Genomic DNA, 255 nt, shown 5'->3' with positions numbered 1-255 from the left:
TCGCTGAGCGTTCCGGATACGTCTCCCGCCGTGGTCGGGAACATCGCGCCGAGGGCGGCGGCGGTGCCGGCGTTGCAGACGAGCGCGATCGTCAGCGCGACGGCGGCGAGGATCCGCCCACGCGGCACGATGAACGCCGCCGCGATGATGAGGACGACGACCACCTGCGCGAAGAGAACGCCGCGCGAGAGCACCAGCTGCGCCTCGCCGGAGAGCAGCGACAGGCCGAGCAAGAGCGCGAACAGCGCGGTTTTG

Annotated in this window: 1 protein-coding gene; it reads right to left on the bottom strand. The window is 71.0% G+C overall.

The features are described 5' to 3' along the window. Window positions 1-255 (bottom strand): hypothetical protein (locus SB660_RS20250; RefSeq protein WP_410584100.1); only part of this gene is annotated, 255 nt, incomplete at both ends.

Source organism: Bacillus sp. SIMBA_005, assembly GCF_046535585.1.
GTDB classification, from domain to species: Bacteria; Bacillota; Bacilli; order Bacillales; family Bacillaceae; genus Bacillus; species Bacillus pumilus.
Note: the sequence above shows the minus strand (reverse complement) of the source record. Positions and strands in the feature narration are given on the sequence as shown.